Here is a 26,110-nt window from a genome sequence, read left to right on the forward strand (position 1 = left end):
TGTTAGATGGTGGATAACTATCCGCTAAAAATTCATCTCACTATTAGATAATTTATATCAATAGCATGAAGAAACCCGAACTGTCCGGCCTGGCGGCCTTCGTGGCTATCGCCAGTGAACGCAGCTTCCGCCGCGCCGCCGCCCGATTGGGCGTGACGCCGCCGACGCTGACCCACACCCTGCGCGAACTTGAAGCGCAGGTGGGCATTCGCCTGCTGAACCGCACCACCCGCAACGTCTCGCCGACGGAGGCCGGAGAGCATCTGCTGGCGCAGCTGGTGCCGGCTTTTACCGACATCGACGCCGCGCTGGAGAGCCTGAATGCGTTTCGCGAAGGGCCACGCGGCCTGGTGCGCATCAACGCGCCGCGTTCGGCGATCGATCTCGCCATCGTGCCGCATCTGGGACGGCTGGCCAGCGAATACCCCGGCATTACGCTGGAAGTGGTGGCGGACGAGGGGTTCGCCAACATCGTCGAGCAGGGCTTTGACGCCGGCATCCGGCTCGGCGAGGATCTGCACAACGATATGCGCGCGGTGCGCCTGACGCCGGATCTGCGTTTTGCCATCGTCGCCACGCCGGATTACTTTCAACGGCACGGTGAACCGACGCACCCGCAGGATTTACTGCAGCATCGCTGCATCGGTTGGCGCAAAGCTTCTTCAGGCGAGCGCTACAAATGGGCTTTTCAGCAGGGGGAGCAGCGATTTTCCGTGGCGGTTAACAGCCCATTGATACTCGATGACGGCAGGATGATGGTGCAGGCGGCGCTGGCGAACGTCGGCATCGCTTTTGCCATCGAGCAGGAGGTGGAAGAATATCTGGCGAGCGGACGGCTGCGGCGGGTGCTGGCCGATTGGTGCGCGCCGTTTCCCGGTTTTTACCTCTATTACCCCAACCGCAGAAACCATTCCGTGGCGCTAGCCACGGTGATTGAGTTGCTGCGTCTGCCCACGTAATCCTCTTCACCTGCCATCGCGTTCGGATGGCAGCAGGCGAATCAAGCTTGAACTATTTTTATTCCCTCGCCGTTTGTTCAGACGCAAATAAACCCTTAAATTCCCAGCGAGTTTATAACTTGCTGTTTATAATTGCTATTTGATTATTTATTACGAATATTCTGAGTTTTTATCGGTTGTTTGAGAGCCCGGTCACACTATTTTTTTGTGCGAAATGTGAAGAGGGTCAATCCATCAGGTCAATGAGAGACGGTTCTGTCTCCTTCTGGCTTACCGATCCTTTTTTCATGCTCCGTATACTGTCTGTAACCAGGGCAACGTGACGGAAATTTTCATAAGGAATGTGCGTGAAGCAATCGTGATTGCATCTGGCATACAAATAACACCGGGTTTTTTTGATTATCTGAGGTGCTTGGTATGGAAAAGAAAAAAATCTATCTGTTTTGTTCTGCCGGTATGTCCACTTCCCTGTTGGTATCAAAAATGAAGGCGCAGGCCGAAAAATATGAAGTGCCGGTGATCATCGCCGCCTATCCGGAAGCGCTGGCCGCGGAGAAGGGGGTTGAAGCGGATCTGATCCTGCTGGGGCCGCAGATCGCCTACACCCTGCCGGAAGTGCAGAAACAGTTGCCCAATAAACCTGTTGAAGTCATCGATCCGCTGCTGTACGGCAAGGTCGATGGGCTGGGCGTGCTGAAGGCCGCGGTGGCCGCCATCAAGAAAGCCAACCAATAACAGGAGGCCGCCGTGAATACCCTCATTGCCTCGCTCGAGAAGGTTATCCTGCCTTTCGCCGTAAAAATCGGTAAGCAGCCCCACGTCAACGCCATCAAAAACGGCTTTATCCGCCTGATGCCGCTGACCTTGACCGGGGCGATGTTCGTGTTGATCAACAACGTGTTCCTGAGCTTTGGCGAGGGATCGTTCTTCTATTCGCTGGGCGTGCGATTGGACGCCTCCACCATCGAGACGCTCAATAGCCTGAAGAGTATTGGCGGCAGCGTTTACAACGGTACGTTGGGGATCATGTCCCTGATGACGCCGTTCTTTATCAGCATGGCGCTGGCCGAAGAGCGCAAGGTCGATCCCCTGGCCTCGGCGTTGCTGGCGGTGGCGGCCTTCATGACCGTCACGCCGTTCAACGTCGGCGAGGCCTATGCGGTGGGCGCCAATTGGCTGGGCGGCGCCAACATCATTTCCGGTATGGTGATTGGGCTGGCGGTGGCTGAGATGTTTGCCTTCATCGTGCGGCGCAACTGGGTGATCAGCCTGCCGGACAGCGTGCCGGCTTCGGTGTCGCGCTCCTTCTCGGCGCTGATCCCCGGCTTCATCATCCTCTCCATCATGGGGCTGGTGGCGTTCGCGCTGGCGCACTGGGGCACCAACTTCCACCAGATCATCATGGACGGCATTTCGGCGCCGCTGGCCAAGATGGGCAGCGTGGTGGGCTGGGTATACGTGCTTTTCTCTTCGCTGCTGTGGTTCTTTGGGGTACACGGTTCCATGGCGCTGGCGGCGCTGGACAGCGGCATCATGACGCCTTTCGCGCTGGAAAACGTGGAGCTGTACAACAAATACGGTTCGGTCGAGGCGGCGGTGGCCGCCGGCAAAGAGTTCCACATGTGGGCGAAACCGTTCGTCGACTCTTATATTTACCTCGGCGGCACCGGTTCGACGCTGGGCCTGATCATCGCCATCTTCATCGCCTCGCGCCGCGAAGATTACCGCCAGGTCGCCAAACTGGCGACGCCATCCGGCATTTTCCAGATCAACGAACCTATCCTGTTCGGTTTGCCGGTGATCATGAACCCGGTGATGTTCATTCCGTTCATCCTGGTTCAGCCGGTGCTGACCCTTATCACCTCGCTGGCTTACTACTCCGGGCTGATCCCGCCGATCACCAACATCGCGCCTTGGACCATGCCGGTCGGCCTGGGAGCGTTCTTCAACACCAACGGCAGCATCATGGCCCTGTTGCTGAGCTTGTTCAACCTGGCGGTCGCCACCGTGATTTATCTGCCGTTCGTGGCGATTTCCAACAAGGCGCAAAGCCAGATCGACGCGGCGACGGAAAGCGAAGAAGACATCGCCAAGGCGCTGAAATTCTAACTGTGGGACGGGGCGGCGCGCTCGCCCCGCGAGGGACGCGAATATGGAATATCAATTTGCCGACGGGTTTTGGTGGGGCAGCGCCACCTCCGCGCCGCAGTCTGAAGGGGCGGCCGCGCGCGATGGCAAGAGCCGCAACATCTTCGACTATTGGTACGAGATCGCGCCCGAGCGCTTTCACGATCGGGTGGGGCCGGCCGAGGCCTCGACCTTTTATGACCATTTCCGCACCGATATCGGGCTGCTCAAAACGCTGGGCCACAATACCTTCAGAACCTCGATCTCGTGGTCACGGCTGATCCCGGACGGCGACGGCGAGGTGAACCCGCAGGCGGCGGCATTCTACAACGCGATGATCGACGAGCTGTTGGCGCAGGGCATCACCCCGTTTATCAATCTCTACCACTTCGATATGCCGCTGTGCATGCAGCAGCGCGGCGGCTGGGAAAGCCGGGCGGTGATCGACGCCTATGCGCGTTACGCCGACATCTGCTTCGGCCTGTTTGGCGATCGGGTTACCCACTGGTTCACCTTCAACGAGCCGATCGTGCCGGTAGAGGCCGGTTACCTGAATGACTTGCATTACCCTTGCGTGGTGGACTTCAAACGGGCGGTCACCGTGGCGTATCACAGCGTGCTGGCGCACGCCATGGCGGTGCAACGTTTCAGAGCGCGGGGGCTGCCGGGGAGCATCGGCATCATTTTGAACCTGAGCCCAACCTATCCGCGCTCCGACGCGCCGGAGGATCTACAGGCGGCACACGACGCCGATCTGTTGCTCAATCGCAGCTTTCTCGACCCGGTCGCCAAAGGGCGCTATCCGGCGGCGTTGCTGCATCTGTTGGCGCAGCATGGGCTGATGCCTTACTGCGAACCGCAGGACGCGCAGCTGATCGAAGGCGGCGTGGTCGATATCCTCGGCGTCAACTACTACCAGCCGCGCAGGGTACAGGCGAAAGCAGGGCGCCGCGCCGGGGAGCCGATCGCGCTGCCGGAGGACTTGTTCAGTTACTATGCAATGCCGGGTCGCAAAATCAATCCGCACCGCGGCTGGGAGATCTATGAGAAGGGGCTGTACGACATTCTGATGGATCTGAAAGAGAACTACGGCAATCTGCCTTGTTATATTTCCGAAAATGGCATGGGCGTTGAGGGCGAAGAGGCGTTTATCGGCGCCGATGGGCGGGTGGAGGACGATTACCGCATCGAGTTTATTCGCGATCACCTGAAGTGGCTGCACCGCGCGCTGGCGGAAGGCTCGCAGTGCAAGGGCTATCATCTGTGGACCTTTATCGATTGCTGGTCCTGGCTGAACGCCTACAAGAATCGTTATGGGCTGGTGCGGCTGGATCGGGCGGAGCAGCGGCGCACCATCAAAAAAAGCGGCTACTGGTTTGCCGAGGCGGCCAGACGCAACGGATTTGACTAACGGGAGGCCGGCGCCGTGTCCGATAACCGAATTTCGCTGAGTGCGAACGACGTGAAGCTGATTCGCGAGCAGGATTTCTTTAACTGCAAAGACTTTCACCTGTTCATCTACAACAAGGTGGAAAGCGCCACCGGGCTGCATCAGCACGACTATTACGAATTCACCATCGTGCTGAGCGGCAAATGCTATCAGGAGATCAACGGCAAGCGGGTGCTGCTGGAACGCGGGGATTTCGTCTTTATCCCCATCGGCTCTTACCACCAGAGCTTTTACGAGTTCGGCGCGACGAAAATCTTCAACGTGGCGGTCAGCAAAGCGTTCTTTGAAGAGCACTATTTGCAGCAACTGCCGCGCTGCTTTGTCGCCTCGCAGGCCTACAGCCTGAGAAGCGAGTTTTTGGCCTATATCGAATCGGTGGTGAGTTCGCCACAGTTTCGCGAGGACGATTTCGCCGAATTTCTCGAAACGCTGACCTTCTACGTGATCAGCCGTATTCGTCACTATAAAGAAGACAATGACGGCGGCGATGATATCCCGCAGTGGCTGAAGAACACCCTCGCCGGCATGCATGACAAGGCGATGTTCGGCGAAAGGGCGCTGGCGAACATGGTGGCGCTGTCGGGGAAAACTCAGGAGTACCTGACCCGGGCGATGCGGCGCTACTACCAGAAGACGCCGATGCAGGTGATCAACGAGATCCGCATCAACTTCGCCAAGACGCAGCTGGAGGTCACCAACTATTCGGTTTCCGATATCGCCTTTGATTCCGGCTATGGCGACGTCAGTCTGTTCATTAAAAACTTCAAGCGGCTCACCGACGTGACCCCAGGCAACTACCGAAAAAAGTGTTACGGCCCTCTTTAGGGCCGCTCCCGATCAGTATCAACGCCGATATGCCGATGAGCTTCAGGGCGCCGGTCGGTTAATCATTTGATTTTTATCTTAGCGAAGGGGAATGCCGCACCGGTCGGTCGGCCCTCCCTTGCCAAAAATTCATCCCGCGGGAGCCACAATGGAAAAACTACTGATCGTGAATGCCGACGATTTCGGTCTGAGCAAAGGGCAGAACTATGGCGTTATCGAGGCGTATCAGCATGGCGTCGTTTCCTCCACCACGGCGATGGTGAACGGCGGCGGCGCGGAGCATGCTGCAGCGCTCAGCCGGCAATATCCCGGATTGCCGATCGGGCTGCATTTCGTTTTGACCTATGGCAGGCCGCTGGGCGCCATGCCTTCGCTGGTCAATGAGCATGGCGAGCTGGGTAAATGGCTGTGGCGCCGCGCCGAGGCCGGCGAGCTGCAGTTGAACGAGATTCAGGAAGAGCTGCAGCGCCAGTTCGCGCGGTTCGTGACGCTGTTCGGCAGGCCGCCGACGCACATTGACAGCCACCACCATGTGCATATGCAGCCGCAGATTTACCCGCTGGTGGAGGCGTTCGCGCTGGCGCATGATCTGCCGCTGCGCATCGATCGCGAAGAGGCGAAACGGCGTGGCATCACGCTGCATGCCCCCTACAGCACGGACGCTTTCGACGCGGGATTCTACGGTGAGACGATTTCCGAAACGTTGTTCCTGCAAAGGTTGGTGCGCGCCGACGAGCAGGGCGCCGAGTCACTGGAAATGATGTGCCACCCGGCCTTTCTCGACGCGACGATCCTGCAGAGCCAATACTGCCATCCGCGCCTCGCCGAGCTGGATGTGTTGACTGCGCCGACGCTGAAAGCGGCGATCGCCGAACGCGGTTTTCTGCTGGGCTCTTTCCGGGATCTGTAACGCAGTCATTTACAGCATGGCGTGCGCCTTTTTCAGACCGGTGTCTTCTTCCGGATCCGCCCCCTGAGCTGAGGGTTCCGCCTCCTGTTCTTCGGGCTGCGGCTCCTCGACATCGGGCGCCGCTTCCGGCGGCGGCATGGTGTCGTGAATGATCTGCTCATCGAAGGTTGGATTGAGCGCCGGTGACAGCGGCGAGCTGGCGAGACTGTCCGGCAGCGCAATATGCGGCACCGGCGCGTCCTGCGCCAGCTGCGGTTCCTCTGCTTTGGCCGTCCGGCTCAGGGCTGCCAGCAGCACGCCGCACAGGGCGAAGAAGGCGTACAGAATATTGCCGCCAAGCGGCTCGATCAGCGCGCCGACCGCCAACGGCCCGATGCTGGCGCCGACGCCGAACGCCATCAGCAGACAGGCGGCCAGCGAGACGCGGCGCTCCGGCTCGATCAGATCGTTGGCCAGCGCCACCGCCAGCGGGTAGAGCGTAAACTGCAGCATGCTGACGACGAATCCTACCGCCAGCAGCAGCGGAAAATCGATGTGCGGCAGCAGCGCCAGCGGCAGCGCCGCCACGATCAGCAGAATGGCGTTGAGGCGCATCAGCAAGGGGCGGTTATAGCGATCCGACAGCCAACTGAGCGGGAATTGCGCCACCAGCCCGGCGAAGATGGAGAGCGCCATGAACAGGCCGGTTTGCTGAGTGGTTAAGGACTGCAGGCTGGCGTAGACCGGCGCCAGCCCGTAAAACGAGCCCACGACCATGCCGATCACCAGCGTGGTGGCCAGCACCTTGGGAATGGCGCCGACAAAATAACGCAGTTCCATCGGCGCCGGCGACATGTGGCGCGCATTGGTGCGGGTAGTCAGAGCGATCGGCACCAGACAGAGCGCGAAGCACAGCGCGATCACCAGCAGCGTGGCGATGCCCAGATTGCTTTGCAGCATCAGCACGATCTGGCCCAGCGACATGCCGAGATAGGTCGCCGCCATATAGAAGCCGAACACCATGCCGCGCTGGTTGGATTCCGCCTGGTCGTTCAACCAGCTCTCCAGCACCATGTACTGACACATCATGCATAGGCCGATCACCAGGCGCAGCGCGACCCAGGCGGGAATGAACTCCGTCAGGCCGTGGCCCAGCACCGCGGCGGTGATGATGCCGGCGCAGGCCACGTAGGCGCGGATATGCCCGACGCGGGCGATGAGAAAGTGGCCGACCTTGCCGCCGATCACCAGCCCGATGTAGTTGGCGGCGATGATGGCGCCGATCAGCGCGCTGCTGACGTGAATGGAGGTCAGCCGCAGCGAGACGTAGGTAGTGAGCAGGCCTGAGCCCAACAGCAGCAGCAGGGTGGTGGTGTACAACGGCAAAAATACGCCCAACGTTTTTTTCACTCTATCATCCTAATCTCTTCTGGTGCGCCCTGAGGCCGCCGCCGCAGCGTGCCGCCTCCGTGATGTTCCTTGTGCTGGTGCGCCGCCGCTCGATGGGGCGCTTCTTTTGATACTAGCAGCTTGGCCGGGCGCTTAAAACCGCACCTCCTGCGAGGCGCTGCGCATTTCTGCGCGCCAGCCGCCGCGCCGCCTTGATAAATGCTACTATCGGGCGCATATACCTGAATTCACGAGGGAGGGATTATGAGTGAAAACCAACTGCGTCAGCTCAGCGTGTTGGCAGGGGAGAAACTGAAGGCTCAGGGCCGCTGGATCACCTGCGCTGAATCCTGCACCGGCGGCGGCATCGCCAAGGCCATTACCGATGTTGCGGGAAGCTCCGCCTATTTCGATCGCGGATTCGTGACCTACAGCAATGCGGCGAAGCATGACCTGCTGGGAGTGAGCGAAGCGACGTTGGCGGCGCATGGTGCGGTCAGCGAAGAGGTGGTGCGCGAGATGGCCATAGGGGCGCTGCGTGCGGCGCAGGCCGATCTGGCGCTGTCGGTGAGCGGCATCGCTGGCCCGGACGGCGGCAGCGCGGAAAAGCCGGTCGGCACCGTGTGGTTCGGCTTCGCCAGCAGCGATGGCCGGGGGCTGTCGCGCAAGATGCAATTCGAGGGCGACCGCGATGCGGTGCGGCTGCAGGCGACGATTTTCGCGCTGCAAACCGCCATTGACGAATTTTTGTAAATTAGGCTTGATACTGTATGACCATACAGTATAATTAGTGACATTTCCTGCACAACATACATTCAGTGGCAGTGTGGGGTAACACCGGCATTGCGAAACGAAGGAGCAAAAATGGCTATTGATGAGAACAAGCAAAAGGCGTTAGCTGCGGCACTGGGCCAGATTGAGAAACAGTTCGGCAAAGGCTCCATCATGCGCCTGGGTGAAGACCGCTCCATGGACGTGGAAACCATCTCCACCGGCTCACTGTCACTCGATATCGCTCTGGGCGCCGGCGGCCTGCCGATGGGCCGCATCGTCGAAATCTACGGCCCGGAATCGTCCGGTAAAACCACCCTGACGCTGCAGGTGATCGCCGCCGCGCAGCGCGAAGGAAAAACCTGTGCGTTCATCGATGCCGAGCACGCGCTGGATCCTATCTATGCGAAGAAGCTGGGCGTCGATATCGACAACCTGCTGTGCTCCCAGCCGGACACCGGCGAGCAGGCTCTGGAAATCTGTGATGCGCTGACCCGCTCCGGCGCGGTTGACGTCATCATCGTCGATTCCGTGGCGGCGTTGACGCCGAAGGCAGAAATCGAAGGTGAAATCGGCGATTCGCACATGGGGTTGGCGGCGCGTATGATGAGCCAGGCGATGCGTAAGCTGGCCGGCAACCTGAAAAACGCTAATACCCTGCTGATCTTCATCAACCAGATCCGTATGAAGATCGGCGTGATGTTCGGCAACCCGGAAACCACTACCGGTGGTAACGCTCTGAAGTTCTATGCTTCGGTGCGTCTGGATATCCGTCGTATCGGCGCCATCAAAGAGGGCGACGAAGTGGTGGGCAGCGAAACCCGCGTGAAAGTGGTGAAGAACAAAATCGCTGCGCCGTTCAAACAGGCTGAGTTCCAAATCATGTACGGCGAAGGCATCAACAGCCGTGGTGAGCTGGTCGATCTGGGCGTGAAGCACAAGATGATCGAAAAAGCCGGCGCCTGGTACAGCTATAACGGCGAGAAGATCGGTCAGGGCAAGGCGAACGCCTGTAACTTCCTGAAAGAAAACCCGGCTATCGCCGCCGAGCTGGATAAGAAACTGCGCGACCTGCTGCTGCACAGCGGCGGTGAGCTGGTGGCTGCCTCCGGTGACGACTTCGAAGATGACGAAGCGGAAACCAGCGAGCAGTTTTAATCGCTGAAGATGTGCGCCGCCGTTTATGTGGCGCACATCCCCTGAATTCAGGCTTGAATGATGAATGACTTGCTAAGCCGCGCCATGCGCCTGCTGTCGCAACGCGATCATAGTGAAGCTGAACTGCGCCGCAAACTTGCGGCGCAGCCGTTTGTGGCGAAAGCCCGGTTTGGCGGCAAGGGGCCGCATGCGCCGACATCGCCGCCGCCGGTAGCCGAAGAGCCGGTAGATCCCGCGCTGATCGAGCAGGTTATCGTCTACTGTTACCAGCACAACTGGCTGGACGATAAGCGTTTCGCCCACAGCTACATCGGCAGCCGCAGCCGCAAAGGTTATGGCGCGCAGCGCATCCGCAGCGAACTGATGCAAAAGGGCGTGGATAAAGCGCTGGTGCAGGACGCGTTGGCGGAATGCGATATCGACTGGTGCGAACAGGCGAAACAGGTGGCGCAGCGAAAATTTGGCGATGCGTTGCCAACCGACTGGAAAGAGAAAGCCAAAGTGCAGCGTTATCTGCTCTATCGCGGCTTCTTCCAGGAAGAAATTCAGTCAATTTACCGTGATTTTGCGCAATGAGCGCACACGGGGTTTTACTTCCCTCTGAAGAAAATTTATCTTATCCCCACTTTTTGTTCGTGAGCTGGTTGTCATCGTCGGGATGACGCGCCACCGGCTCACGTGTCGTTATTCTAGCCTTTCCAGGAAAATTATGAGCAAGAGCACCGCTGAGATCCGTCAAGCGTTTCTCGATTTCTTTCATAGTAAGGGTCATCAGGTTGTAGCAAGCAGCTCCCTGGTGCCTAACAATGATCCGACATTGCTGTTTACCAATGCCGGCATGAACCAATTTAAGGATGTTTTCCTGGGGCTCGACAAACGCGCCTATTCCCGCGCCACCACCTCGCAGCGCTGCGTGCGCGCAGGCGGCAAGCATAACGACCTGGAAAACGTCGGTTATACCGCTCGTCACCACACCTTCTTTGAAATGCTGGGCAACTTCAGCTTCGGCGATTACTTCAAGCACGACGCTATCAGCTACGCGTGGGAACTGCTGACCGGTGAAAACTGGTTCAACCTGCCGAAAGAGAGACTGTGGGTCACCGTGTATGAAACCGATGACGAAGCATTCGACATCTGGCAGAAGCAAATCGGCGTACCGGCCGAGCGCATTATCCGCATCGGCGATAACAAGGGCGCGCCTTTCGCTTCCGATAACTTCTGGCAGATGGGTGATACCGGCCCATGCGGCCCGTGCACCGAGATTTTCTACGATCACGGCGATCACATCTGGGGCGGCCCTCCGGGCAGCCCGGAAGAAGACGGCGACCGCTACATCGAGATCTGGAACATCGTTTTCATGCAGTTCAACCGTCAGTCCGACGGCACCATGCTGCCGCTGCCGAAACCTTCGGTGGATACCGGTATGGGTCTGGAGCGTATCGCGGCGGTGTTGCAGCATGTGAACTCCAACTATGAGATCGACCTGTTCCGCACCCTGATCGCCGCCGTGGCGAAAGTGACCGGCGCGACCGATCTGGATAACAAATCCCTGCGCGTTATCGCCGACCACATTCGTTCCTGCGCCTTCCTTGTGTCGGACGGCGTGATCCCGTCTAACGAAAACCGCGGCTACGTGCTGCGCCGCATCATTCGTCGCGCGATCCGCCATGGCAACATGCTGGGCGCGAAAGACACCTTCTTCTACAAGCTGGTGGCGCCGCTGATCGAAGTGATGGGTCCGGCGGCCGACGAGCTGAAACGCCAGCAATCGCTGGTGGAACAGGTGCTGAAAACCGAAGAGGAGCAGTTTGCCCGCACGCTGGAGCGTGGCCTGGCGCTGTTGGACGAAGAGCTGGCCAAGCTGCAGGGCGATACCCTGGACGGCGAAACCGCTTTCCGTCTGTACGATACCTACGGTTTCCCGGTGGATCTGACCGCTGACGTCTGCCGCGAACGCGGTCTGAAAGTCGACGAAGCGGGCTTTGAAGAAGCGATGGAAGCACAGCGTCGCCGCGCGCGCGAATCCAGCGGCTTCGGCGCCGACTACAACAGCCTGATCCGCGTGGACGGCAGCAGCCAGTTCAGCGGCTACGATCACGACGAGCAGCAGGCGACGGTCATCGCGCTGTTCCGTGACGGCCAGCCGGTCGAGCAGATCAACGCCGGCGAAGAGGCGGTGGTGGTGCTGGACGAGACGCCGTTCTACGGTGAATCCGGCGGCCAGGTCGGCGATAAAGGCGTGCTGAAAGCCGCCGGCGCCGAGTTTGTGGTCAACGACACCCAGAAATACGGTCAGGCTATCGGCCATCAAGGCAAGCTGGCGCAAGGTTCGCTGAAGCTGAACGATCGCGTGGATGCGCAGATCGACGCCGAGCGCCGCAACAGCATCCGTCTGAACCACTCCGCGACCCACCTGCTGCACGCCGCGCTGCGCCAAACGTTGGGCGAGCACGTTGCGCAGAAAGGCTCTCTGGTTAACGACAAATACCTGCGCTTCGACTTCTCGCATTTTGAAGCGATGAAGCCGGAACAAATTCGCGCGGTGGAAGATCTGGTTAACCAGCAGGTGCGTCGTAACCTGCCGGTGCAGACCGAGCTGATGGCGTTGGAAGATGCCAAAGAGAAGGGGGCGATGGCGCTGTTCGGCGAGAAGTACGACGACAACGTGCGCGTGCTGACCATGGGCGACTTCTCCACCGAGCTGTGCGGCGGCACCCACGCCAGCCGCACCGGTGATATCGGCCTGTTCCGCATTCTGAGCGAATCGGGTACCGCGGCGGGCATCCGCCGTATTGAAGCGGTGACCGGCGCTGGCGCTATCGCTACGCTGCATCAGCAAAGCGATTTGTTGCAAGACGTTGCTCAATTGGTGAAGGGCGACAGCAACAACCTGACCGATAAAGTGCGCTCGGTGCTCGATCGCACGCGCGTGCTGGAAAAAGAACTGCAGCAGCTGAAAGATCAGCAGGCGGCGCAGGAAAGCGCGTCGCTGTCCAGCCAGGCGAAAGTGGTTAACGGCGTGAAGCTGTTGGTTAGCCAGTTGGACAATGTCGAAGCCAAAATGCTGCGCACCATGGTGGATGACCTGAAAAATCAATTGGGTTCGGCCATTATCGTGTTGGCGACGACGGCTGATGACAAAGTCAGCCTGGTCGCGGGCGTGACCAAGGATCTGACTGACCGCGTGAAAGCTGGCGAGTTGATCGGCAACGTGGCGCAGCAGGTCGGCGGCAAGGGCGGTGGTCGCCCTGATATGGCGATGGCGGGGGGGACGGATATCAACGCCCTGCCAGCGGCGTTAAACAGCGTAGAAGCCTGGGTGGCCTCAAAGCTGTGAACATAAATAAATAGCACGGACAAACGCCATAATACTTTGTTGATTATGGCGTTTTCATACTGTGCTAACACAATTTAGTTACAATTGCGGGAACAAAGTTTTTCTGGTCGGCTAAACTTACCATTATCTGAGGTGGGACCAAGTCTGCTTACACTTATTGTGGATTGCGCGGCTTACGTTTTCACCACATATGATGGATAATGACGGGGAAACTGAGAGACCCGACTCTTTTAATCTTTCAAGGAGCAAAGAATGTTAATTCTGACTCGTCGAGTTGGTGAAACCCTCATGATTGGCGATGAGGTTACGGTCACTGTGCTAGGGGTAAAAGGCAACCAGGTGCGTATTGGTGTGAACGCCCCCAAAGAGGTTTCAGTTCACCGTGAAGAAATCTATCAGCGCATTCAGGCAGAGAAGTCTCAGCAGACGACTTACTGATTCCGAAGCAGCGTCTCGTTGCCAGACGAGACGCTACTGCATCGTTTTACCCACTTCTTTCGTTCTCCCCTCTCTTTTTCGTGATTATTTTCCCGGTTAGTTTCCTGCTTTATTGCTGCAGACGTTGCGGTTGCCTGTTGATAAAACGCCCTTTTTGCCGTGAAATCGCCCATGTTGGGTGCGAATTGTGCAAACGCGCATGAGTTGGGAAAAATTGTTTGACTTAAAAGTCGGAGAAAGTAATATGTGCGCCACGCAGTGCCGATGAGCTTCTCCAAAGCAAGTTAGGCACAATTCGAAAGAAGCGTATGGTGAGGTGGCCGAGAGGCTGAAGGCGCTCCCCTGCTAAGGGAGTATGCGGTCAAAAGCTGCATCCGGGGTTCGAATCCCCGTCTCACCTTAATTGCATCTGTAGCTCAGTTGGATAGAGTACTTGGCTACGAACCGAGCGGTCGAAGGTTCAAATCCTCCCGGATGCACCATATTTTGCAGTATGGTGGGGTAGTAACAACGTACCATACGGTATCAAAAAAGAATTCCTGTGCATCCGTAGCTCAGCTGGATAGAGTACTTGGCTACGAACCGAGCGGTCGGAGGTTCGAATCCTCCCGGATGCACCATTCTTCAAGTCTGGTTTTATTAGCAAAGCCGGCACGCGGTAAAAATAGTAATGCATCCGTAGCTCAGCTGGATAGAGTACTCGGCTACGAACCGAGCGGTCGGAGGTTCGAATCCTCCCGGATGCACCATCTAAGAGAAGCCCGCCTTAGCGGGTTTTTGCTTTTCTGTTATTCGTGAAACAGGCAAGCGGCAAAAACAGTCATGCATCCGTAGCTCAGCTGGATAGAGTACTCGGCTACGAACCGAGCGGTCGGAGGTTCGAATCCTCCCGGATGCACCATGTTTAACCTCCCGTATCGCGAAGAGAAATCGTCATGCGGGTGGTAAAAAGAAAGTGTCCTTGGGGAGGATAACGTTGCTTTAGCAACGGCCCGCAGGGTGAGGCGTTGGCGCCGAATCATCCTCCCGGATGCACCATCTAAGAGAAACCCGCCTTGGCGGGTTTTTCGCTTTTCAGCATTTAGCCATTCTCTCTTCACCCCTTTCCTTCTTTGCATCCGATCGATCACAGCACATTCCGCTATGACGCAGTCAGCGACAACCCAACGGCTTTACGCTAAAGTAGTTTTCTTTCCTCAACGATCATGGAGTAACGATGTACGACCGCTATCAGGGTCTTATTTTCGACATGGACGGCACGATTCTGGACACTGAGCCAACGCACCGTAAAGCGTGGCGCGAAGTGCTGTCCCGTTATGGCATGACGTTTGATGAAGCGGCCATGGTGGCGCTGAGCGGTTCACCGACCTGGCGCATCGCTCAGGCGATTATCGCCAGCCATCAGGCCGATCTCGATCCCCATCACCTGGCGGCGGAGAAAACGCGCGCGGTGGAAGCGATGCTGCTGGATAGCGTGCGTCCATTGCCATTGATCGAGGTGGTGAAGTCCTATCACGGCCGCCGTCCGATGGCGGTCGGCACCGGCAGCGAGCACCGCATGGCGGAAATGCTGCTGCGTCATCTCGGCCTGTTCAACTGCTTCGACGCGATCGTCGGTGCGGACGATGTACAGCGCCATAAACCGGAGCCGGATACCTTCCTGCGCTGTGCCGAACTGATCGGCGTGCCGCCGGAAAAATGCGTGGTGTTTGAAGACGCCGAGTTTGGCATTCAGGCGGCAAAAAATGCCGGCATGGCTGTGGTAGACGTTCGTACGCTGTGAGTAGTACGCTAGCCGTAATATCGTTATTTGGCAGCAGCTTCCTCAGTGCGACGCTGCTGCCGGGAAATTCAGAAATCGTTCTGGTCGCCTTGCTGACCCAGAGTCGCGTCTCGCCGGAGTTGCTGGTGCTGGCCGCGACCCTGGGCAATACGCTGGGTGGCTTGACCAATGTCATTATCGGGTGCCTGTTACCGGCGTTGAAACCACAGCGGGGGCTGGCAACGGCGCTCGGGTGGCTGCAACGCTTTGGCCCGGCTGCGCTGTTGCTCAGCTGGGTGCCGGTGGTGGGCGATTTGTTGTGCGTGTTGGCAGGTTGGCTGCGCATGCCCTGGGGCTCTGTCGCGCTGTTTCTGTGTATCGGAAAGGCGCTGCGTTACATCGTTTTGGCTATGATAACGGTACAGGGCATCGCCTGGTGGCAGTAACCAAGTGAATATAACTCAATATTCTCTCGGGTGCGGATTCAGTATGCTTACGAGTTATTGTTTTTAGAAGCGGGAGGTCAATTTGATCCCGGACGTATCACAGGCGCTTTCTTGGTTGGAAGCCCATCCCCAGGCATTAAAAGGCATTCGTCGCGGCATCGAGCGTGAAACGCTGCGAGTCACGCCGAACGGCACCTTGGCGACCACCGGGCATCCGGAAAAGCTGGGGGCGGCATTGACGCACCATTGGATCACCACGGATTTCGCCGAGGCGCTGTTAGAGTTCATTACGCCGGTTGATGACAATATCGATCACTTGCTGACGTTCCTGCGCGATATTCATCGCTACGTGGCGCGCAACATTGGCGATGAGCGCATGTGGCCGCTCAGCATGCCGTGCTTTATCGAAGCCGAGCAGGACATCGAGCTGGCGCAGTTCGGTTCGTCGAACATCGGCCGCATGAAGACGCTGTACCGTGAAGGGCTGAAGAATCGCTATGGCGCGCTGATGCAGACCATTTCCGGCGTGCACTACAACTTCTCGCTGCCGTTGGAGTTTTGGCAGGCCTGGGCCGGCGTGCAGGACGCAGAAAGCGGTAAAGAGCAGATCTCGGCCGGTTATTTCCGCCTGATCCGCAACTATTACCGTTTCGGCTGGGTGATCCCGTATCTGTTCGGCGCATCGCCGGCCATTTGTTCTTCGTTCCTCAAAGGGCGCGAGACCAATCTGCCGTTCGAGCGCACCGAGCAGGGGATGTGCTACCTGCCGTACGCCACTTCGCTGCGCCTGAGCGACTTGGGTTATACCAATAAATCGCAGAGTAATCTGGGCATCACCTTCAACGATCTGCACAGCTATGTGGCCGGTTTGAAGCGGGCGATCGCCACGCCTTCCGAAGAGTTCGCCAAGCTGGGCGTGAAAGAGGGCGATCGCTACCTGCAACTGAACAGCAACGTTCTGCAAATCGAGAATGAGCTGTATGCGCCGATCCGGCCAAAGCGCGTGACCCAAAGCGGCGAGACGCCGTCGGACGCGCTGCTGCGTGGCGGTATCGAATACATTGAAGTGCGTTCGCTGGACATCAACCCATTCTCGCCGATCGGCGTGGATGCGGTGCAGGCGCGTTTCCTGGATCTGTTCCTGGTGTGGTGCGCGCTGGCAGATGCGCCGGAGATGAGCAGCGATGAGCTGCTGTGCACGCGCAAGAACTGGAACCGGGTGATCCTCGAAGGGCGCAAGCCGGGCCAGACCATCGGCATCGGCTGTGGCGCCAGCCATGAGCCGCTGGAGAAAGTCGGCAAGGCGCTGTTCGCCGATCTGCGTCGGGTGGCGGAAGTGCTGGACGGCGAAGCCGGCGATCGTCAATACCAGCAGGTGTGCGATGAGCTGGTCGCCGCGTTTGACGATCCTGAGCTGACCTTCTCCGCGCGCATTCTCAAGGCCATGAAGGCGGAAGGCACCGGGCGCGTCGGTTTGCAGCTGGCGGAGCAGTATCGCCAGACATTGCTGGAAGAACCGTTGGAAATCCTGAACGAAGCCGAGCTGGATAAAGAGCGAGAAGCCTCGTGGCAGCGTCAACGCGACATAGAAGCCAATGATACGCTAAGCTTTGAAGCGTTCCTGAAGCAAAACGGCGGAAGCTGAAAAAGAAAAAGGCCACATCAATGTGGCCAAATATGCATCTCTGATGACAGGGATGATGATAACAAATGCGCGTCTTTCACATACTCAGACTCGCAGGGTTGGAAAAGGTTTCCCGGTTAGGAAAAAAAGTTTCGAAATAAATGCTCTTTTACGAGGAGGTAGCGAAATGCCATTGCTGGATAGCTTTACCGTCGATCATACCCGTATGGCAGCTCCGGCTGTCCGCGTTGCAAAAACCATGAAAACGCCTCATGGCGATACCATCACGGTGTTTGATCTGCGCTTTTGCCGCCCGAACCTGGAAGTGATGCCCGAGCGCGGCATTCACACGCTGGAGCACCTGTTCGCCGGCTTTATGCGTGACCACCTGAACGGCCAGGGCGTGGAAATTATCGACATCTCCCCGATGGGCTGTCGCACCGGTTTCTACATGAGCCTGATCGGCGTGCCGGAAGAGCAGCGCGTTGCCGATGCCTGGAAAGCGGCGATGGCCGACGTGCTGAAAGTGACCGACCAGCGCAAGATCCCTGAGCTTAACGAGTACCAGTGCGGCACCTACCATATGCACTCGCTGGAAGAAGCGCAGGAAATCGCCAAGCACATTCTGGATCACGGCGTGGTGGTGAACCACAACGACGAGCTGGCGCTGCCGAAAGAGAAGCTGCAGGAACTGCATATCTAGTCGTGCGTGGCCCGCAAAATAAAAAAAGACGCGATTTCGCGTCTTTTTTACGTTCTGGCCGAGGACTAATGATGGCCGACGCTGGACTGCAGCGAGGTGATCGGCGTGACCCGCACCTGTTTAATCATGTTGCCCTGCACGTCGAGGATGTCGATATCGTAATGACCGATGCGCACCCGGGTGCCGATTTCGGGGATCTCTTCCAGCTCTTCCAGCAGCATGCCGTTGACGGTGCGAGCCTCGTTGGCCGGCAAGGTCCAGTTGAAGGCCTTGTTCAGCTCGCGCACGTTGGCGGTGCCGTCGATCAAGACCGAACCGTCGCTCTGCGGCGTGACTTCTTCCGCCAGCGTGGGTGACATCGAGGTGGTGAAATCGCCCACGATCTCCTCGAGGATGTCTTCCACCGTGACCAGGCCCTGAATGTCGCCGTACTCGTCGACCACGATGCCGACCTTCTCTTTGTTGCGCTGGAATTTCACCAGCTGCACGTTGAGCGGCGTGCCTTCCGGAACGAAATAGATCTCATCGGCGGCGCGCAGCAGGTTCTCTTTGTTGAACTCTTTTTTCTCGGTCATCAGGCGGTAGGCTTCGCGCACGCGCAGCATGCCGATCGCATCGTCCAGCGAGCTGCGATACAGCACGATGCGGCCGTGCGGCGAGTGGGTCAGCTGGCGCATGATCGACTTCCAGTCGTCGTTGACGTCGATGCCGACGATCTCGGTGCGCGGTACCATGATGTCGTTGACCGTCACCTTTTCCAGATCCAGCACCGAGATCAGCATGTCCTGATTGCGGCGGGAGATCTGCGACTGGGATTCGCGCACGATGGTGCGCAGCTCGTCCTTGCTGACGGCGTCGCTGATGCGCACGTTGGTGCGAATGCCGAACAGGCGTAAGGTCAGGCTGGTGATGCCGTTGAGCAGCCAGACCAGCGGGAACATCACCTTTTGCAACGGGGCCAGCAGGACGCTGCTGGGGAAGGCGATGCGTTCCGGATAGAGTGCGGCGAAGGTCTTCGGCAGCACTTCGGCGAACAGCAGCACGGCGAAAGTCAGTATGCCGGTCGCAATCGCCACGCCGAGATCGCCATACAGCCGCATGCCGACGATGGTCGCCAGCGCCGAAGCGAGGATGTTGACCAGGTTGTTGCCGATCAGCACCAGGCCGATCAGCCGATCCGGTTTTTGCAGCAGCTTCTCGACCCGACGCGCCGAGCGGTTGCCCTGTTTGGACAGGTGACGCAGGCGATAACGGTTGAGCGTCATCATGCCGGTTTCGGAGGCGGAGAAGTAAGCGGAGACCACGATCATGATCACCAGGATAATGATGAGGGTCCCCGTCGACACATGCTCCAATGCAGTATTCCTTATAGAGAGGGAGAATTGAGCCAGGCTGGCCTAGCGCACCATCACCTGCTGAATCAGACGGCTGCCGAAGTAGGCGAGCGTCAGCAGGAAGGCGCCGGCGAAGCTGAACCAGACGACGCGGCGGCCGCGCCAGCCCTCATGGTAGTGGCCCCACAACAGCACGATATACACGAACCAGGCCATGATCGACAGCACGGCTTTATGCACGTTCTCTTTGCTGAACAGATTATCCATGTACAGCAGGCCGGTGCACAGAGTGAGCGTCAGCAGCACCACGCCTATCTGGGTGATATGGAACATCTTGCGCTCAATGCTCATCAGCGGCGGCATGTCGGCGCTGAAGGTCAGCTTCTTGTTTTTCAACAGGTAGTCGAGCCAGGCGAGCTGCAAGGCATAGAGCGCGGCGATGATCAGGGTGGCGTAAGAGAACAGCGCCAGGCCGATATGCACCATCAGTTCCGGGCTGGCCTCCAGGTGAGTGATGAACTCGCCGGGCATAAAGCTGGCGAAGGCCAGGTTGATCATCGCAAAGCTGTAGACGATTGGCAGCAGGAACCAGCCGCGATCGCGCGAAGCGACGAAGGTCATCACCGAGCAGATGATCAGGCTGACGATGGAACCAATGTTCAGCAGGCTGAGATTCTGCCCGGCGCTGACGTCAAAGATGCGCTGCTGCAGCGCGATGGCGTGGCAAATCAGCGCCACCACCGCCGAGACGAGGGCAAGCCGACGGTATGCGCTATTCTTCCGCAACAAACTGGGAATGATCAGTCCAAGGCTGAGCAGGTAGGCCATCAAAGCCACAATGGAGAAAACTGGCATAGCGTTTAATTTTGCTTCGGCGTGGTTAATTGGAGTGTCAGTATAACGTTGCGCGCGTTTCACTCCAACCTATCTCCAACGCTGAGGCAGAGATCCTGCTCGCTTCGTGTTATCATCGGCGCAATTGTGTCGCCGGAGCGGCCTGTCATTACACGTTGAGCATGAGACGATGTTTGAAAATTTAACCGATCGATTGTCGCGCACGTTGCGCAATATCAGCGGCCGCGGGCGGCTGACCGAAGAAAATATCAAGGAAACCCTGCGTGAAGTGCGTATGGCATTGCTGGAAGCGGACGTTGCGCTGCCGGTGGTGCGCGACTTCATCAACCGCGTAAAAGAGAGCGCGGTTGGCCATGAAGTCAACAAGAGCCTGACGCCGGGGCAGGAGTTCGTCAAGATCGTCAAGGGTGAGCTGATCGCCGCGATGGGCGAAGTCAACACCGAGCTGAATCTGGCGGCTCAGCCGCCGGCCGTGGTGCTGATGGCGGGCCTGCAGGGCGCCGGTAAAACCACCAGCGTCGGTAAGCTCGGCAAGTTCCTGAAAGAAAAACAGAAGAAGAAAGTGTTGGTGGTTTCCGCGGACGTTTATCGCCCGGCGGCGATCAAACAGCTGGAAACGCTGGCGGAAGGTGTCGGCATCGATTTCTTCCCGTCCGACGTCAAAGAAAAACCGATCGACATCGTCAACCGCGCGTTGCAGCAGGCCAAGCTGAAGTTCTATGACGTACTGATCGTCGATACCGCCGGCCGTCTGCACGTTGACGAAGCGATGATGGACGAGATCAAACAGGTGCACGCGGCCATCAAGCCGGTGGAAACCCTGTTCGTGGTCGACGCCATGACCGGCCAGGACGCCGCCAATACCGCCAAGGCGTTTAACGAAGCGCTGCCGCTGACCGGCGTGGTGCTGACCAAGGTCGACGGCGATGCGCGCGGCGGTGCGGCGTTGTCCATCCGCCACATCACCGGCAAGCCGATCAAGTTCCTCGGCGTCGGCGAGAAGACCGAAGCGCTGGAGCCGTTCTATCCGGATCGCGTGGCGTCACGCATCCTGGGCATGGGCGACGTGCTGTCGCTGATCGAAGATATCGAAAGCAAGGTCGACCGCGAGCAGGCGGAGAAACTGGCCAACAAGCTGAAGAAGGGCGACGGTTTCGATCTGACCGACTTCCTGGAGCAGCTCAAGCAGATGCGCAACATGGGCGGCATGGCCAATATGCTGAGCAAGCTGCCGGGCGCGGGCCAGCTGCCGGATAACGTCAAGTCGCAGATGGACGACAAAGTGTTGGTGCGCATGGAGGCGATCATCAACTCGATGACGCTGAAAGAGCGCGCCAAACCGGAAATCATCAAGGGCTCGCGCAAGCGCCGCATCGCGATGGGGGCCGGCATGCAGGTGCAGGACGTCAACCGCTTGCTGAAGCAGTTCGACGAAATGCAGCGTATGATGAAGAAGATGAAGAAAGGCGGTATGGCGAAGATGATGCGTGGCATGAAAGGTATGATGCCGCCGGGCTTCCCAGGCCGCTGACGGGCCTCCGCACGCCGAGTGCGGGCGCTTTCAGCATTCGCCGTTCGCGGTGAAAACCGCCCGAAATTTGACAGGCTGCAAAAGTTGTCCCCTGCGATCGACGCTTTAGATTGCTTTTTGCGCCAAAATGAGTAAAATTTTCGGGCTTTTTATATTGCAACCGGGCCCCGTCCCTCAATGGGGCCCGGCTGTTTTATTAACTAAAGAGGATGTTATGGTAACAATTCGTTTGGCACGTGGCGGCGCTAAAAAGCGTCCGTTCTATCAAGTAGTAGTGACCGACAGCCGCAACGCTCGTGATGGTCGTTTCATCGAGCGCGTAGGCTTCTTCAACCCGATCGCTTCCGGTCAGGCTGAAGCACTGCGTCTGGACCTGGACCGCATCGAGCACTGGGTTGGTCTGGGTGCAACCGTTTCTGATCGCGTTCACGCGCTGATCAAAGACGCTAAGAAAGCAGCTTAATCTGTCGCGGTGGTGGCAATGAGCAAGCAACTCAAACCGGTAGCGCCTAAGCAGCCGATTGTACTCGGTAAAATGGGGTCCGCTTACGGCATTCGTGGTTGGCTCAGAGTGTTTTCATCCACCGAGAACGCCGAAAGCATTTTTGACTATCAGCCGTGGTTTATCCAGCAGGCGGGTCAGTGGCAGCATATCGAGTTGGAAGACTGGAAGCGCCACAGTCAGGATCTGATCATCAAAGTCAAAGGCATTGACGATCGGGACGCGGCGAATCTGCTGACCAATCGCGAGATTATGGTGGATTCTGAGCAACTTCCTCCGCTGGAGGGTGACGATTACTACTGGAAAGACCTGATGGGCTGCCAGGTAGTCACCACCGCCGGCTACGAGCTGGGTAAAGTCATCGATATGATGGAAACCGGCTCGAACGATGTGATGGTTGTGAAAGCGAACCTGAAAGATGCGTTCGGCATGAAGGAGCGGTTGATTCCGTTTCTTCATGGGCAGGTTATCAAGAAAGTCGATCTCACTGCCCGCGTGATTGAGGCAGATTGGGATCCTGGTTTTTGACCCCCGGATCAAACGGTCGAAGCAAGTGGAATAACGGTAAGGGGATTGGCTTGTGTTCATCGGTATTGTAAGCCTGTTTCCTGAGATGTTCCGCGCTATCACCGATTACGGGGTGACTGGCCGGGCAGTAAAAAATGGCCTGCTGAGCGTGCAGTGTTGGAGTCCGCGCGACTTCACCTACGACCGGCATCGTACCGTGGACGATCGCCCTTACGGCGGTGGCCCGGGAATGCTGATGATGGTGCAACCTTTACGGGAAGCCATTCATGCGGCGAAAGCAGCGGCAGGCGAGGGAGCAAAGGTGATTTATCTGTCACCTCAGGGGCGCAAGCTGGATCAAACCGGCGTGTGCGAACTGGCGGCCAATCAGAAGATGATTCTGGTGTGCGGCCGTTACGAAGGGATAGACGAGCGCGTAATCCAAACCGAAATTGACGAAGAATGGTCAATCGGCGATTACGTTCTCAGCGGCGGGGAACTGCCGGCGATGACCCTGATTGATTCAGTCGCCCGTTTCATACCGGGTGTGCTGGGCCATCAGGCCTCAGCGGAGGAAGACTCTTTCGCCGATGGATTGCTGGACTGCCCGCACTATACCCGCCCCGAGGTGTTGGAAGGAATGGAAGTACCGCCGGTTCTGCTGTCGGGCAACCATGCCGAGATACGTCGCTGGCGCTTAAAGCAGTCGCTGGGCCGAACCTGGCTTAGAAGACCTGAACTTCTAGAAAGCCTAGCTCTGACTGACGAGCAAGCGGTGTTGCTGGCTGAGTTCCAACGGGAACATCAGACCAGGCAACAGGACTATGAAGGAAACGTCTGACATCAGACGGGACCGATATATCAGTTTACCTAGGGTAAGAGACATATTATGAGCAACATTATTAAGCAACTTGAACAAGAGCAGATGAAACAAGACGTACCTGCATTCCGTCCGGGTGATTCCGTGGAAGTGAAGGTATGGGTCGTTGAAGGTAGCAAAAAACGTCTGCAGGCATTCGAGGGCGTGGTTATCGCTATCCGTAACCGCGGTCTGCACTCTGCATTCACTGTTCGTAAGATTTCCAACGGCGAAGGTGTTGAGCGCGTATTCCAGACTCACTCCCCAGTAATCGACAGCATTACTGTTAAACGTCGTGGTGCCGTTCGTAAAGCTAAACTGTACTACCTGCGTGAACGTACTGGTAAGGCTGCTCGTATCAAAGAGCGTCTGAACCGCGTTAACTAACGCTGCATCCAAAAGTTAATAGTTATCAGGGGTTGGCCTATGCCAACCCCTTTTTTTATCTTAAAACCTCGACAGGTTGCATTTGCGAGATTTCATCTGCGCATCGCCAACTTAATAAAGCCTGCATAAGCAGGCTTTTTGCATTACAGCGCCGCGGCGCTTTGTTTCTGCTGACTCTCCGGCGGGTGAGGCTGCGCCGGGATAATGTCATCGCCAGGTTTGACGATCACCCTCGCGACGGATTCGTGCGTGGCGAACGTGCAGCTGCAATTGATGTTGCGGCATTGATGGTAACGCTCTTTGGTCGACTCGCTCAGATAGCGGCTGGAGCGAGTGTGGGCCACGTGACCGCATAATGGACAGTGCATCATAAGAACCCCCTTGAACAAATTAAGTGAAATTGTTGTGGCATCACTACTTAGGCGAGCGAGCCCGTCATGATGAGGCAATACCTTGCAAGCACAGTGCGCGTTCCATGGCGCGTCGCTGTTCCAGCCCCTTGTTTTTCTTTCCATTTACATAAACCCAGCGTGGCAACTGATCGCAGGCCTGCTGCCACTGACCCTGCTGCAGCAGCGCGACCAGCGTGGAATGGCAGGCGGCGCTGATACCCACGTTGAAGGCGAAGGCGATCACCGCATCATAGGTTTCTTGCGAGAGCGTTTGCGGCAGACAGGCGGCCATGCCGCGCTCGGTGCGGCGAACATCGTCTACCAAATCCACAGCGGCTTTCCGTTCATCTATCGCCTTGCCCGGGATGACGCCGGCGGTGTGCCCAATGCCCTGTGTCCATACCCCGGCGTTGCACTGGTAAGGAGACAGTCGGCAACCTTCGAGATCGGCGATCAGCCTGAGGCCGGTTTCTGAGGTTTGCAGCTCGCCGAACGACGGCAACAACACGGCGATGGCTAAAACGGCGGCGACGCTGCAGCGTTTAACGATTGCACTCATCGAAAATTTTCCTCCGTGATGCCGCATTGCGCTCAATAGCCTTCAAGATCTGCAGGCTTTTACGTCGGTAATACCAGTTCACCAGGAAAGTGCCGATGCCTACTGCGGCGCCGACTAAAAAGGCAATGTCCTGCGGAGACAGTTTGCCCAGCCAGGCGAGGAACAGCGCCATGGCATAGGTGATGAATGAGGTGATTTTCTCCATAGCTTATGCTCGCTTCGTTTACAGAACCTCGGGATCCGAAGGTATCGATGCGTGGCAGCTCGCTATCGATATCCGTCATGCTCCTGGCCCGTATAATAATCACTGTATATGCATACAGTATTAAGCTATTTGCTAAAGTCGTCAATGGGTGGGGTGAATATTTTTAGCAGATTGTGCAAAAGGTGACTGCAGGCATAAAAAAGCCCATCGATGATGGGCTTCGAGAAATAATGGGCGGGCAGGTTACAGGCCGTAGACCAGCGTGACCGAGGTTGTCGTGTCGGTGTTCTTCGGCGCGGAGGCCGGTGGCTTGCTGTTGTAGGTCACAGTGTAAGCTACGCGCAGTGAAAAGCGATCGTTGATCGCCACGTTCAACGCGCTTTCCGAGTTCAGCGTGGTTTCTTCGTTCGCCAGTGCGGAGACGCCCTGAATGAACTTGGTGTTGTCGGTGAGCTGATAGGAATAGTTGGCCGCGCCATAGGCCAGCCCTTTGGTCGAGCGGCCGCCGCCATGGTATTCGTCATGGCGCACGCCGGGACCGAATTCCACCCGCAGGTCGCTGAGCGGCCCGTTGAGGATTTGACGGCCATAGCCGCTGGTCAGCGTGGAGCGTGAGTCGTAACCGTTGAAACGGTCGCTCAGCCAGCTGGCCTGGCCGAACAGGTAGTTGCGATCGGTCAGGTTATAGCGCGTACGGCCGCCGGCCTGATACTTTTCGGACGAGCGCACGTTGGAGGAGGTGGTGTTGTTGGCCGCCCCCCACAGGCTGTACGCCGCGTCGGTGTTGAACCAGGTCATGTTGGTGTTGGCCAACAGAGTGGAACTCTGCGAGTTGCCGGACTGGGCGTTGTAGCCCGCCTGCACGTTGCCTTCGAACGGTTTCTTGGCGGTGGCCGGATCGTCCATCGCGGTGAAAAGCGTATTGTCGGCAAGGGCTGAAACACTGGTGAAAGTCGTTAAGCAGCAAATATACAGCGGAAAAGCGCGACGAGCGCGGGAAGAGAGCATCTTGGATCCAGTTGTTAAGGGTGATTATTGTTGATGACGGTCACATTATATCGGTTCATTTCGGCGACAAAAATAGCCGCCATTAGCTTAAGT

General features: G+C 57.6%; 28 protein-coding genes and 5 tRNA genes. 25 read left to right on the forward strand and 8 right to left on the reverse strand.

The features are described from left to right. The first annotated feature begins 65 nt into the window (after positions 1-65). From ACORQT_RS03805 to chbG, 6 genes are all read left to right on the forward strand, one after another. Positions 66-959 (forward strand): LysR family transcriptional regulator, encoded by an 894-nt coding sequence (locus tag ACORQT_RS03805; RefSeq protein ID WP_042783708.1) that lies wholly within the window; start codon positions 66-68, stop codon positions 957-959. 417 nt (positions 960-1,376) lie between these two features. Then, entirely contained in the window at positions 1,377-1,694 is a 318-nt protein-coding gene (locus tag ACORQT_RS03810; RefSeq protein WP_004932561.1) for a PTS sugar transporter subunit IIB, read from the forward strand. A 12-nt stretch (positions 1,695-1,706) separates the two neighbouring features. After that, a complete protein-coding gene (gene chbC / locus ACORQT_RS03815; protein WP_033641899.1) occupies positions 1,707-3,068 on the forward strand; it encodes a PTS N,N'-diacetylchitobiose transporter subunit IIC in 1,362 nt (453 codons plus the stop codon). Positions 3,069-3,111: 43 nt separating this feature from the next. Beyond that, positions 3,112-4,497 (forward strand): glycoside hydrolase family 1 protein, encoded by a 1,386-nt coding sequence (locus ACORQT_RS03820; protein ID WP_060659937.1) that lies wholly within the window; start codon positions 3,112-3,114, stop codon positions 4,495-4,497. 15 nt (positions 4,498-4,512) lie between these two features. Then, a complete protein-coding gene (gene chbR, locus ACORQT_RS03825) occupies positions 4,513-5,361 on the forward strand; it encodes a transcriptional regulator ChbR (RefSeq protein ID WP_043135810.1) in 849 nt (282 codons plus the stop codon). Between the two features lie 148 nt (positions 5,362-5,509). Beyond that, positions 5,510-6,271: a chitin disaccharide deacetylase gene (gene chbG, locus ACORQT_RS03830; RefSeq protein WP_047025223.1), complete on the forward strand. Its 762-nt coding sequence runs from the start codon at positions 5,510-5,512 to the stop codon at positions 6,269-6,271. Positions 6,272-6,280: 9 nt separating this feature from the next. On the opposite strand, the gene ACORQT_RS03835 is transcribed toward chbG, so the two are convergent. Further along, complete coding sequence (locus ACORQT_RS03835) at positions 6,281-7,660, reverse strand: MFS transporter (protein WP_033641904.1); 1,380 nt, start codon at positions 7,658-7,660, stop codon at positions 6,281-6,283. 243 nt (positions 7,661-7,903) lie between these two features. Between ACORQT_RS03835 and pncC the strand changes: the two genes are divergently transcribed. The 3 genes from pncC to recX all read left to right on the forward strand — a co-directional run bounded on the left by pncC (position 7,904) and on the right by recX (position 10,144). Further along, the gene (gene pncC / locus ACORQT_RS03840; RefSeq protein WP_047025224.1) at positions 7,904-8,392 is read left to right on the forward strand and encodes a nicotinamide-nucleotide amidase; all 489 of its coding nucleotides are present in this window, start codon (positions 7,904-7,906) and stop codon (positions 8,390-8,392) included. 111 nt (positions 8,393-8,503) lie between these two features. Continuing rightward, a complete protein-coding gene (gene recA / locus ACORQT_RS03845; protein ID WP_004932541.1) occupies positions 8,504-9,568 on the forward strand; it encodes a recombinase RecA in 1,065 nt (354 codons plus the stop codon). A 60-nt stretch (positions 9,569-9,628) separates the two neighbouring features. Next, positions 9,629-10,144, forward strand: a complete 516-nt coding sequence (gene recX, locus ACORQT_RS03850) for a recombination regulator RecX (RefSeq protein WP_042783713.1) — start codon at positions 9,629-9,631, stop codon at positions 10,142-10,144. Positions 10,145-10,184: 40 nt separating this feature from the next. Here the strand turns inward: recX and ACORQT_RS03855 are convergent, their stop codons facing one another. After that, positions 10,185-10,328 (reverse strand): hypothetical protein, encoded by a 144-nt coding sequence (locus tag ACORQT_RS03855; RefSeq protein ID WP_162180460.1) that lies wholly within the window; start codon positions 10,326-10,328, stop codon positions 10,185-10,187. Here ACORQT_RS03855 and alaS point away from each other — a divergent pair. The 11 genes from alaS to luxS all read left to right on the forward strand — a co-directional run bounded on the left by alaS (position 10,278) and on the right by luxS (position 17,878). Next, entirely contained in the window at positions 10,278-12,905 is a 2,628-nt protein-coding gene (gene alaS, locus ACORQT_RS03860; RefSeq protein WP_042783714.1) for an alanine--tRNA ligase, read from the forward strand. The two genes, ACORQT_RS03855 and alaS, sit on opposite strands and share 51 nt — an antisense overlap. 252 nt (positions 12,906-13,157) lie before the next feature. Next, positions 13,158-13,343, forward strand: coding sequence for a carbon storage regulator CsrA (gene csrA / locus ACORQT_RS03865; protein WP_004091602.1), 186 nt, complete (start codon positions 13,158-13,160; stop codon positions 13,341-13,343). A gap of 310 nt (positions 13,344-13,653) precedes the next feature. Next, positions 13,654-13,743, forward strand: a tRNA-Ser gene (locus ACORQT_RS03870). Between the two features lie 5 nt (positions 13,744-13,748). After that, positions 13,749-13,825, forward strand: a tRNA-Arg gene (locus ACORQT_RS03875). A gap of 61 nt (positions 13,826-13,886) precedes the next feature. Then, positions 13,887-13,963 (forward strand) — tRNA-Arg (locus ACORQT_RS03880). 52 nt (positions 13,964-14,015) lie between these two features. Beyond that, positions 14,016-14,092, forward strand: a tRNA-Arg gene (locus ACORQT_RS03885). Positions 14,093-14,167: 75 nt separating this feature from the next. Continuing rightward, positions 14,168-14,244, forward strand: a tRNA-Arg gene (locus ACORQT_RS03890). Between the two features lie 315 nt (positions 14,245-14,559). Continuing rightward, positions 14,560-15,126, forward strand: a complete 567-nt coding sequence (yqaB, locus tag ACORQT_RS03895; RefSeq protein ID WP_033641908.1) for a fructose-1-phosphate/6-phosphogluconate phosphatase — start codon at positions 14,560-14,562, stop codon at positions 15,124-15,126. Further along, positions 15,123-15,551 carry a YqaA family protein gene (locus ACORQT_RS03900; protein ID WP_444859320.1) on the forward strand — a complete coding sequence of 143 codons (429 nt, stop codon included), beginning with the start codon at positions 15,123-15,125 and terminating at the stop codon, positions 15,549-15,551. The genes yqaB and ACORQT_RS03900 overlap by 4 nt, the downstream gene beginning before the upstream one ends. A gap of 82 nt (positions 15,552-15,633) precedes the next feature. Next, positions 15,634-17,196, forward strand: a complete 1,563-nt coding sequence (gshA, locus tag ACORQT_RS03905) for a glutamate--cysteine ligase (protein WP_033641909.1) — start codon at positions 15,634-15,636, stop codon at positions 17,194-17,196. A gap of 166 nt (positions 17,197-17,362) precedes the next feature. Continuing rightward, positions 17,363-17,878, forward strand: coding sequence for an S-ribosylhomocysteine lyase (luxS, locus tag ACORQT_RS03910; RefSeq protein WP_033641910.1), 516 nt, complete (start codon positions 17,363-17,365; stop codon positions 17,876-17,878). Positions 17,879-17,943: 65 nt separating this feature from the next. Here the strand turns inward: luxS and ACORQT_RS03915 are convergent, their stop codons facing one another. Next, complete coding sequence (locus ACORQT_RS03915; protein ID WP_016929024.1) at positions 17,944-19,233, reverse strand: HlyC/CorC family transporter; 1,290 nt, start codon at positions 19,231-19,233, stop codon at positions 17,944-17,946. A gap of 42 nt (positions 19,234-19,275) precedes the next feature. Continuing rightward, a complete protein-coding gene (locus tag ACORQT_RS03920; protein ID WP_004932506.1) occupies positions 19,276-20,067 on the reverse strand; it encodes a cytochrome C assembly family protein in 792 nt (263 codons plus the stop codon). 169 nt (positions 20,068-20,236) lie between these two features. Here ACORQT_RS03920 and ffh point away from each other — a divergent pair, with 169 nt between their 5' ends. The 5 genes from ffh to rplS all read left to right on the forward strand — a co-directional run bounded on the left by ffh (position 20,237) and on the right by rplS (position 23,853). Then, on the forward strand, positions 20,237-21,598 hold the full coding sequence (gene ffh / locus ACORQT_RS03925; RefSeq protein WP_004932504.1) for a signal recognition particle protein: 1,362 nt from the start codon (positions 20,237-20,239) through the stop codon (positions 21,596-21,598). 214 nt (positions 21,599-21,812) lie between these two features. Continuing rightward, positions 21,813-22,061: a 30S ribosomal protein S16 gene (rpsP, locus tag ACORQT_RS03930; protein ID WP_004932501.1), complete on the forward strand. Its 249-nt coding sequence runs from the start codon at positions 21,813-21,815 to the stop codon at positions 22,059-22,061. A gap of 18 nt (positions 22,062-22,079) precedes the next feature. Beyond that, positions 22,080-22,628, forward strand: coding sequence for a ribosome maturation factor RimM (gene rimM, locus ACORQT_RS03935; protein WP_019455135.1), 549 nt, complete (start codon positions 22,080-22,082; stop codon positions 22,626-22,628). Positions 22,629-22,680: 52 nt separating this feature from the next. After that, the gene (gene trmD / locus ACORQT_RS03940; RefSeq protein WP_033641911.1) at positions 22,681-23,448 is read left to right on the forward strand and encodes a tRNA (guanosine(37)-N1)-methyltransferase TrmD; all 768 of its coding nucleotides are present in this window, start codon (positions 22,681-22,683) and stop codon (positions 23,446-23,448) included. 48 nt (positions 23,449-23,496) lie between these two features. Then, positions 23,497-23,853, forward strand: coding sequence for a 50S ribosomal protein L19 (rplS, locus tag ACORQT_RS03945; protein ID WP_015376707.1), 357 nt, complete (start codon positions 23,497-23,499; stop codon positions 23,851-23,853). A gap of 143 nt (positions 23,854-23,996) precedes the next feature. On the opposite strand, the gene ACORQT_RS03950 is transcribed toward rplS, so the two are convergent. The 4 genes from ACORQT_RS03950 to ACORQT_RS03965 all read right to left on the reverse strand — a co-directional run bounded on the left by ACORQT_RS03950 (position 23,997) and on the right by ACORQT_RS03965 (position 26,017). Then, entirely contained in the window at positions 23,997-24,224 is a 228-nt protein-coding gene (locus tag ACORQT_RS03950) for an ogr/Delta-like zinc finger family protein (protein WP_033641912.1), read from the reverse strand. A gap of 64 nt (positions 24,225-24,288) precedes the next feature. After that, positions 24,289-24,804 (reverse strand): lysozyme, encoded by a 516-nt coding sequence (locus ACORQT_RS03955; protein WP_072626768.1) that lies wholly within the window; start codon positions 24,802-24,804, stop codon positions 24,289-24,291. Beyond that, complete coding sequence (locus ACORQT_RS03960) at positions 24,788-25,009, reverse strand: HP1 family phage holin (RefSeq protein ID WP_033652732.1); 222 nt, start codon at positions 25,007-25,009, stop codon at positions 24,788-24,790. Before ACORQT_RS03960 ends, ACORQT_RS03955 begins: the two co-directional genes overlap by 17 nt. Before the next feature lie 243 nt (positions 25,010-25,252). Next, positions 25,253-26,017 (reverse strand): DUF481 domain-containing protein, encoded by a 765-nt coding sequence (locus tag ACORQT_RS03965; RefSeq protein ID WP_033641933.1) that lies wholly within the window; start codon positions 26,015-26,017, stop codon positions 25,253-25,255. Positions 26,018-26,110 lie beyond the last annotated feature (93 nt).

The sequence above is a fragment of the Serratia sp. (in: enterobacteria) genome (assembly GCF_052400455.1).
Classification (GTDB): Bacteria; Pseudomonadota; Gammaproteobacteria; order Enterobacterales; family Enterobacteriaceae; genus Serratia; species Serratia ureilytica.

Bases quoted from the DNA above. Each gene is read 5' to 3' on its own strand.
- ACORQT_RS03805 (WP_042783708.1), top strand. From the start codon at position 66: ATGAAGAAACCCGAACTGTCCGGCCTGGCGGCCTTCGTGGCTATCGCC.
- ACORQT_RS03810 (WP_004932561.1), top strand. From the start codon at position 1,377: ATGGAAAAGAAAAAAATCTATCTGTTTTGTTCTGCCGGTATGTCCACT.
- ACORQT_RS03820 (WP_060659937.1), top strand. From the start codon at position 3,112: ATGGAATATCAATTTGCCGACGGGTTTTGGTGGGGCAGCGCCACCTCC.
- chbG (WP_047025223.1), top strand. From the start codon at position 5,510: ATGGAAAAACTACTGATCGTGAATGCCGACGATTTCGGTCTGAGCAAA.
- pncC (WP_047025224.1), top strand. From the start codon at position 7,904: ATGAGTGAAAACCAACTGCGTCAGCTCAGCGTGTTGGCAGGGGAGAAA.
- recA (WP_004932541.1), top strand. From the start codon at position 8,504: ATGGCTATTGATGAGAACAAGCAAAAGGCGTTAGCTGCGGCACTGGGC.
- recX (WP_042783713.1), top strand. From the start codon at position 9,629: ATGAATGACTTGCTAAGCCGCGCCATGCGCCTGCTGTCGCAACGCGAT.
- alaS (WP_042783714.1), top strand. From the start codon at position 10,278: ATGAGCAAGAGCACCGCTGAGATCCGTCAAGCGTTTCTCGATTTCTTT.
- ACORQT_RS03855 (WP_162180460.1), bottom strand. From the start codon at position 10,328: ATGAAAGAAATCGAGAAACGCTTGACGGATCTCAGCGGTGCTCTTGCT.
- csrA (WP_004091602.1), top strand. From the start codon at position 13,158: ATGTTAATTCTGACTCGTCGAGTTGGTGAAACCCTCATGATTGGCGAT.
- yqaB (WP_033641908.1), top strand. From the start codon at position 14,560: ATGTACGACCGCTATCAGGGTCTTATTTTCGACATGGACGGCACGATT.
- luxS (WP_033641910.1), top strand. From the start codon at position 17,363: ATGCCATTGCTGGATAGCTTTACCGTCGATCATACCCGTATGGCAGCT.
- ACORQT_RS03920 (WP_004932506.1), bottom strand. From the start codon at position 20,067: ATGCCAGTTTTCTCCATTGTGGCTTTGATGGCCTACCTGCTCAGCCTT.
- ffh (WP_004932504.1), top strand. From the start codon at position 20,237: ATGTTTGAAAATTTAACCGATCGATTGTCGCGCACGTTGCGCAATATC.
- rpsP (WP_004932501.1), top strand. From the start codon at position 21,813: ATGGTAACAATTCGTTTGGCACGTGGCGGCGCTAAAAAGCGTCCGTTC.
- rimM (WP_019455135.1), top strand. From the start codon at position 22,080: ATGAGCAAGCAACTCAAACCGGTAGCGCCTAAGCAGCCGATTGTACTC.
- rplS (WP_015376707.1), top strand. From the start codon at position 23,497: ATGAGCAACATTATTAAGCAACTTGAACAAGAGCAGATGAAACAAGAC.
- ACORQT_RS03950 (WP_033641912.1), bottom strand. From the start codon at position 24,224: ATGATGCACTGTCCATTATGCGGTCACGTGGCCCACACTCGCTCCAGC.
- ACORQT_RS03955 (WP_072626768.1), bottom strand. From the start codon at position 24,804: ATGAGTGCAATCGTTAAACGCTGCAGCGTCGCCGCCGTTTTAGCCATC.
- ACORQT_RS03960 (WP_033652732.1), bottom strand. From the start codon at position 25,009: ATGGAGAAAATCACCTCATTCATCACCTATGCCATGGCGCTGTTCCTC.
- ACORQT_RS03965 (WP_033641933.1), bottom strand. From the start codon at position 26,017: ATGCTCTCTTCCCGCGCTCGTCGCGCTTTTCCGCTGTATATTTGCTGC.